Source organism: Plectonema radiosum NIES-515 (assembly GCF_025753815.1).
Classification (GTDB): Bacteria; Cyanobacteriota; Cyanobacteriia; order Cyanobacteriales; family Nostocaceae; genus Hassallia; species Hassallia radiosum_A.
Genome location: NZ_JAOWRF010000371.1, coordinates 20,182 through 27,397 on the forward strand (window position 1 = coordinate 20,182; position 7,216 = coordinate 27,397).

Sequence of the window (7,216 nt, forward strand, 5' to 3'; positions counted from 1 at the left end):
GTTTTTTCTTAATACCAGCCTCGTCACTCCTCATATAATCCAAACTTACAATAGACCTACTGAAAAGCCTTGATTATGACCAGACAAACAAACAACATAAATTCAACTGAAAACCAACTCAACTATTGGCGACAACAGCTTGCAGGCTCCCCATCTCTATTGGAATTGCCTAGTGACCGACCCCGACCGGCAACGCTCAGTTTCAACCGCGCGCACTATACCTTCATCTTGCCGCAATTACTTAACGAGTCGCTAAGAAAATTTAAGACGGGGTCAGAATCTAACTTGTACACGGCCTTGCTGTCTACCTTTGCGACCTTACTATTTCGCTACTGCGGTCAGAGTGACATCCTTATTGGTTCACCGATTGCCCACCGCAATGATGAGGAAGTTGAAGTGCAAACTGGCCTTGTCAATACATTGGTACTACGCCTGAACTTGTCGGACAATCCCACATTTGAAGAACTACTCAGCCAAGTCAAACAGGTAACCCTAAAAGCGCAAGAGCATCAAGACATACCTTTTGAGCAATTGGTAGAGATTTTGCAACCCGAGCAAACATTGAGTCATCATCCACTGTTCCAAGTCATGTTTGTTTGGCAAAATACTTCCCATGAGCCATTCGCTTTATCTGGCGAGAACGTCACCCCCTTTGAACAAAATTATGGGGTAGAGCAGTTGGATTTGATATTAGAAATGTGCGATCGCGGATCGGAAATTGTAGGTAACTGGAATTACAACACCGATTTGTTTGCTGAGGCAACCATTCAAAGGATGACGGACCACTTTCAAACATTACTTGAAGGAGTGCTAGCTAATTCTTTGGAGCCAATTGAAACTTTACCCTTGCTGACCGAGGGCGAACGACATCAATTGTTGGTCGCGTGGAATGAAACCAAAGTAGAACACCCATTAGAAAAATTTGCTCACAACCTGTTTGAGGAACAGGTTGCCCAGTATCCCAACACCGTCGCAGTGGTCTTTGGGGAAGCGCAACAGACTTATCACGAATTAAACCAGCAAGTTAATAAATTAGCCCATTATCTGATAAAATTAGGGGTAAAACCCGAAGTGTTGGTTGGTGTCTTTCTTGAGCGTTCCTTGGAAGCAGTTGTAGCCATGCTAGCAGTCTTTAAAGCAGGAGCTACGTATTTGCCGTTAGATCCAACGTATCCTGAAGAACGTTTAGCTTCTATACTAGAAGATGCTCAAGCACCAATAATCTTGACACACCAAAAATGGCTAGCTAATCTACCGCCTCACCAAACAAAGGTAATTTGTTTAGATATCCAGAAGAAGATTATCTCAGAAAAAAGTGGGGAAAACCCATCTAGTGACGTAACGAGTAATCATTTAGCTTATGTGATTTACACATCTGGTTCAACGGGAAAGCCTAAAGGTGTTTTAATCGAACATCGTGGCTTGACCAATGTGATCCTATCGGAGAATTCAAGATTTGGCATCAATCCTAACGCTCGGCTGACCCACTCTTCTTCTTTGTGCTTCGACGCTTCCATAGCAGAAATTATGGGTCCTCTATGTGCTGGAGCCAGACTCTATGTGTTAACCCCAGAACAATCAATGCCAGGTTCGGCTTTGCTGCAATTGCTCAAAACGCAAGCCATTACTCATCTTTGCCTGACCCCATCCGTTTTAGCCATCCTGTCCGGGATCAAAGATGAGTTTCCTGCCTTGAAAGTTGTCCTTACTTTTGGTGAGGCTTGCTCGCCTGATTTTGTTGCCAAATGGTCACAAGGGCGTCGTTTCTATAACGTCTACGGACCAACTGAGTTTACCATCTCCGCGACGATAGGCGAATGTACCGACCCAACGTCTCCACCACCCATTGGGCGACCCCATGACAATACGCAAGCCTACCTGTTAGACCACCACTTACAACCTGTCCCAATCGGTATACCAGGTGAACTATATCTTGGTGGCGTGCAACTAGCTAGGGGTTACTTTAATCAACCCGCATTGACCGAACAGAAGTTTATTCCCAACCCCTTCGCCGCCGCAGAAAACCCAGAACATCTCTACAAAACGGGTGATTTAGCTTACTACCGTCCTGATGGCAACCTGGTGTTTGTGGGTCGGGTTGATGATATGGTCAAGGTTCGTGGTCTGCGCGTTGAACTGGGTGAAATCGAAACCGTATTGAATAAACATCCAGCAGTACAACAGGCGGTTGTTGTCGCACACAAAGATACTTCCAATAGAAACCAGCATCTCGTGGCATATGTTGTACCTCTAACCTCGATGCCCACTGATACGAACACCAACGTAGAAGAGTGTGTGGCAGAACTCAGCTTAACCTCTGGGGAACTGAGCCCAGGGCAAACAATGAATTGCCAGCGTTTATGGTTCCAGCAACCTTTGTGTTCTTATCGAAGTTCCCCTTAACGCCTAGCGGCAAAGTAGACCGACGTGCGCTACCAATGCCCGATTTGGATCGTTTAGATACACGAGAGTTGGTTGCCCCGCGCACAGAAACAGAACAGACCATAGCTGCTATCTGGCGAGAGATACTGCAACTGGAACAAGTGGGTATTTATGAGAATTTCTTCGAGTTAGGGGGACATTCGCTCTTGGCGACACAGGTGGCTTTACGGATGCAAAAAGCCTTCCAGGTAGATATTTCTGTACGAACTCTTTTTGAACAACACACCATTGCAGCATTAGCAAACATCGTCGATACCACAACCTTCAAAGGTATTCAATCTGAGCATCCAATTGTTCGCGTTTCTCGGGAGCGAGAGATATTTCCTTCCTTTGCCCAAGAGCGACTGTGGTTTTTGAACCAACTGGAAGGTGCCAATGCTACCTACAACATCTTTGATGCCTGGTTTCTTGAAGGACCACTAAATATTACTGCGTTAGAGCAAAGTCTGACTGAAATTGTACGTCGTCATGAAAGTTTGCGAACTACCTTTGCTGCTGTCAAAGGACAACCTACCCAAATTATCCACTCAACAAGCACTGTAAAGCTGGAAATGGTAGAATTGTTAACTTTACCAGAAGTCGAGAAACAAGCGCAAGTGCAACGGTGGGTTGCCCAAGAGTCCCAATATCCTTTTGACTTAGAACATGATTCTTTGCTGAGAGTAACCTTACTGCGAACCGCACCAGAAGAACATTATTTGTTGTTAACCATACATCATATTGTCTCGGATGGTTGGTCGATGGGCATCTTTATGAAAGAGCTATCGGCGCTGTATAAAGCCTTTATCAAAGGTGAGCCAGTTCCCTTAACTGCATTGTCGCTTCAATATGCCGACTTCGCTCATTGGCAAAAAGGATGGCTTCAAGGTGAGGTTTTTTCTCACCAACTCAACTACTGGAAAGCGCAGTTGGCGGATGCACCACCCCTGTTGGAACTACCTACCGACCACCCACGTCCGGCAGTACAAAGTTTTCAAGGTGCATCTCACAGCTTTACGTTACCTAAAGGACTTTCAGAACAACTAAAAGCATTCAGTTCCCAATCACGGACAACACTTTTTATGGTTCTACAGGCGGCTTTTGCAATTCTGTTGCATCGCTACAGCGCTCAAGAAAAGATTCTCGTCGGCACACCCAGTGCCAACCGTAACCACCTGGGGATAGAACCATTGATTGGATTCTTTGTCAATATGCTGGTGTTACGATTCAACCTGTCGGGCAACCCTACGTTTAACGAGTTTCTTTTCCAGGTACGTCAGGTTGCTCTAGAGGCATACAGTCAGCAGGATTTACCGTTTGAACAACTGGTAGATGTTTTGCAGCCGAAGCGATCGCTAAGTCATAGTCCCCTATTCCAAGTGGCGTTTGGCTGGCAAGATAGTCAGTTTGATTCACCGAATTTATTCGGTTTGACTGTCACTCGCCTGGAAGTGGAGAAGGTCACGGCAAAGTTTGACTTGACCCTACTGATGGAAGAACATGAGCAGGGCTTAAAAGGGGAATGGGAATATAGCACCGATCTGTTTGAACCGGACACCATTCAAAGAATGAATGGGCATTTCCAAACTTTATTGGAGGGAATTGTAGCCAATCCACAGCAGCGAGTTTCTTCTTTGCCACTGCTGACAGAAGCAGAGCGACACCAGCTACTGTTTGAGTGGAATAACACCCAAACAAAGTATCCTCAGGATAAATGTATCCATGAGTTATTTGAGAAACAGGTGGAACTTCGACCCAATGCTGTAGCGGTGATATTTGAAGAGGAACAGCTAACCTACCAAGAATTGAACGTAAGAGCAAATCAGCTAGCACACCACCTGCAAACACTGGGCGTTGGGCCCGAAGTGCTGGTGGGCATCTGCGTGGAGCGATCGCTCTCGATGGTGGTGGGACTGCTTGGTATCCTCAAAGCAGGTGGCGCTTACGTTCCGCTAGACCCAGCATATCCATTAGAGCGCTTAGCTTTGATGCTGGAAGACTCTGCCGTACCAGTGCTGCTTACCCAGACACATTTGGTCGAGAAACTTCCCCGACACCAAGCGCGTGTTATCTGCCTAGATTCTGGCTGGGAAGAAATTGCTTTACAGAGCGAGTCAAACTCCACAAGCGAAGTGAAACTCAGCAATCTAGCATACATCATCTACACATCCGGGTCAACGGGGAAGCCTAAGGGGGTGACTGTTCCTCACCGAGCAGTAAACCGCTTGGTACTCAATACAAATTACATCAATTTACAACCAAAAGACGTAGTTGCTTTTGCATCAAACTTTTCGTTTGATGCTGTCACTTTTGAGATTTGGGGAACACTACTTAACGGGGCGAGGCTTGTCGAGGTTTGTAAGGATATGATTCTTTCACCTGAGAATTTTGCAGACTTCATTCACTCCCAAGAAATCAGCGTGTTGTTTTTGACAACAGCCTTATTTAATCAAATTGCGAGTGTTGTCCCGTCCGCTTTCCGTAAGGTGCTGCACCTTCTGTTTGGAGGAGAGGCGGTCGATACTAGGTGGGTCAAAGAAGTGCTAAAGAATGGGTCACCGCAACGGCTACTTCATGTTTATGGGCCTACCGAAAGTACAACGTTTACTAGTTGGTACTTGGTGCAAGATGTTGCAGAAGGGGCTACAACCATTCCCATAGGTCATCCCATCTCCAATACGCGCTGTTTTCTGTTAGATGCTCACAAGCAGCCTGTACCCATCGGTGTTCCCGGAGAGCTATACATTGGTGGTGATGGTCTGGCACGAGGTTACCTCAACCGTCCCGATTTAAGCCTAGAGAAATTTGTCCCTAATCCTTTCAGCGAAGAACCAGGTTCCCGCTTATACAAAACTGGTGATTTAGCCCGTTACCTACCGGATGGCAACATCGAGTTTCTTAGTCGCGTTGACAACCAAGTTAAGTTGCGGGGCTTCCGCATCGAACTAGGCGAAATTGAAGCGGTGCTGTCACAACACCCACAGGTACTCCAAGCAGTAGTTATTATGCGAGAAGACAAAGCAGCCAACAAGTACCTAGCGGCATATTTAGTTCCTAAATTAGAGGTAGCAGCACCCCCTAAGTCAAGTGAATTGCGTTCCTTCCTCAAAGCCAAGCTAGCAGATTACATGGTTCCAGGAACCTTCGTCTTTTTGGAAGCAATGCCCCTAACTCCTAACGGTAAGGTTGATCGCTCCGCTTTGCCAGCCCCAGATAGTGCCAATTTTACCGTCTCGACTCTCTTCGTGCCCCCCCAGTCTCCACTGGAAGAAGACCTAGTCAATATCTGGCGCGAAGTTCTGGGCATTGAGCAAATCGGCACTCACGATGACTTCTTTACCTTGGGAGGACACTCCTTGTTAGCCACCCAAATCATTTCGCGGGTACGCGAACTCTTCCAGGTAGCGTTACCCTTGCGAAGTCTGTTTGAGAACCCGACCGTCGCAGGTCTAGCCCAAAGGCTTGACACTTTGCAAAAAGCAAAAGATGTTTTTGTCACCAGTGAGGTGGTATCTTTGTTCCCGAATGTGGAAGATGATGAGGAAGGAGAATTGTAGATAGATCCCACATTCCGCACCCAAGGATGTCACAATCGGTAATTACGGAAATAATGAAATATAAAAGTATAATTTATAACATAATTACTCAAAAAAGACGATGTTGAGCCATGAAGATTTTATTATGACATCAAAACCTATTGTCAATAAGGATCAATAACTGGAGTTTAGACTAAGCAGCAAGAAATGACCCAGCAGTGCTGAGTTAATAAAAGACTTGTTAAAAGCATGAAGGATCTTTGATATTAAACCGCGATCGATGGTTCTTTACGGGGTGGCGTTGCTCTTTTTTTAACTGTTTGATAGCGGTTTTTACGGTTACGGGGTAATCCTTGTTTCCAGCCGGGAGACAATCCTTTGTGGTTTGGGTAACTGGGCAGGAGTACCAATCGCTGCTAAAACTCCTCCCATAGCTTGAGCGACTCGTCCAGGGGTCAATTTATCAAGGGATTTCTGCCAAGGTAAAGGATTATCAGTCACAATATCACGCGCTAACCATAATTCCCAAGTCATGAGAGGCATCAAGTCACTCCATCGCTCACATTGCTTAGGAGTACCTAGCTTCGGAATAGTCCAATGTAGGCGTTGCTTTAAAAAGCGGTACCAATGGTCAATTGTAAAGCGGCGCAAGTAAAGTCGCCAAACTGACTTCTTCGGTGGCATTTCTTCACCCACCCAAGCTAGCCACAAAGGTTTAGACACTCTCAAGTTACCTTGAACATCAAGACGTTCAACCCTCATGAGGTGCCTTGCACACAGTCCTAGTGGGACTTATTGATATTATAAGTTACATGATAAATCACCGTTCTTTCCCACAAGACTTCCAGATAAATTGAGCAAATATAAGCATTTAGGCAAAGCTGGCAGCCCTGCTCATATTGATGCTGTTATGCAAGTGGCTAAGAGAACTCAAATTCAGCATCTACAGTCATGTATCGATTCTCTTCGACAAAGTTGGGCAGATTTGTACGAAGGTCTTCTAGAAAAAAAGTAAGTTCTGGGAAATCCACGCTATTCTCGTGTTCAATACGCGAACATAATTTCTCGATTTTTATCCTCTATTTTCCTTAACCGAGCAGTATTGGATCCACAACATTGGTGACAAGTTAAGGCTGTAAGTCTTTTGTCAAGAGGCTTTGAGAGAATTGTTGAAAAAAAACTGGTCAGTCCCACGTTGAAGATCGCGAAAAGGTGCGACAATTAACTTAATATTTGGTTTTCGCTTCTGTTTGATAATA

General features: G+C 45.4%; 3 protein-coding genes. 2 read left to right on the forward strand and 1 reads right to left on the reverse strand.

The annotated features are described in order from the left end of the window. The first annotated feature begins 75 nt into the window (after positions 1–75). Together OGM63_RS26325 and OGM63_RS26330 are read left to right on the forward strand one after the other, a co-directional pair. Positions 76–2,403 (forward strand): non-ribosomal peptide synthetase, encoded by a 2,328-nt coding sequence (locus OGM63_RS26325; protein WP_263748665.1) that lies wholly within the window; start codon positions 76–78, stop codon positions 2,401–2,403. Beyond that, the gene (locus OGM63_RS26330; protein ID WP_263748667.1) at positions 2,361–5,978 is read left to right on the forward strand and encodes a non-ribosomal peptide synthetase; all 3,618 of its coding nucleotides are present in this window, start codon (positions 2,361–2,363) and stop codon (positions 5,976–5,978) included. Before OGM63_RS26325 ends, OGM63_RS26330 begins: the two co-directional genes overlap by 43 nt. Before the next feature lie 318 nt (positions 5,979–6,296). On the opposite strand, the gene OGM63_RS26335 is transcribed toward OGM63_RS26330, so the two are convergent. Continuing rightward, positions 6,297–6,719 (reverse strand): hypothetical protein, encoded by a 423-nt coding sequence (locus OGM63_RS26335; protein ID WP_263748669.1) that lies wholly within the window; start codon positions 6,717–6,719, stop codon positions 6,297–6,299. Between the last annotated feature and the right edge of the window lie 497 nt (positions 6,720–7,216).

Excerpts from the sequence above, each read along its gene's own strand:
- OGM63_RS26325 (WP_263748665.1), top strand. The coding sequence starts at position 76 with ATGACCAGACAAACAAACAACATAAATTCAACTGAAAACCAACTCAAC.
- OGM63_RS26330 (WP_263748667.1), top strand. The coding sequence starts at position 2,361 with ATGGTTCCAGCAACCTTTGTGTTCTTATCGAAGTTCCCCTTAACGCCT.
- OGM63_RS26335 (WP_263748669.1), bottom strand. The coding sequence starts at position 6,719 with ATGAGGGTTGAACGTCTTGATGTTCAAGGTAACTTGAGAGTGTCTAAA.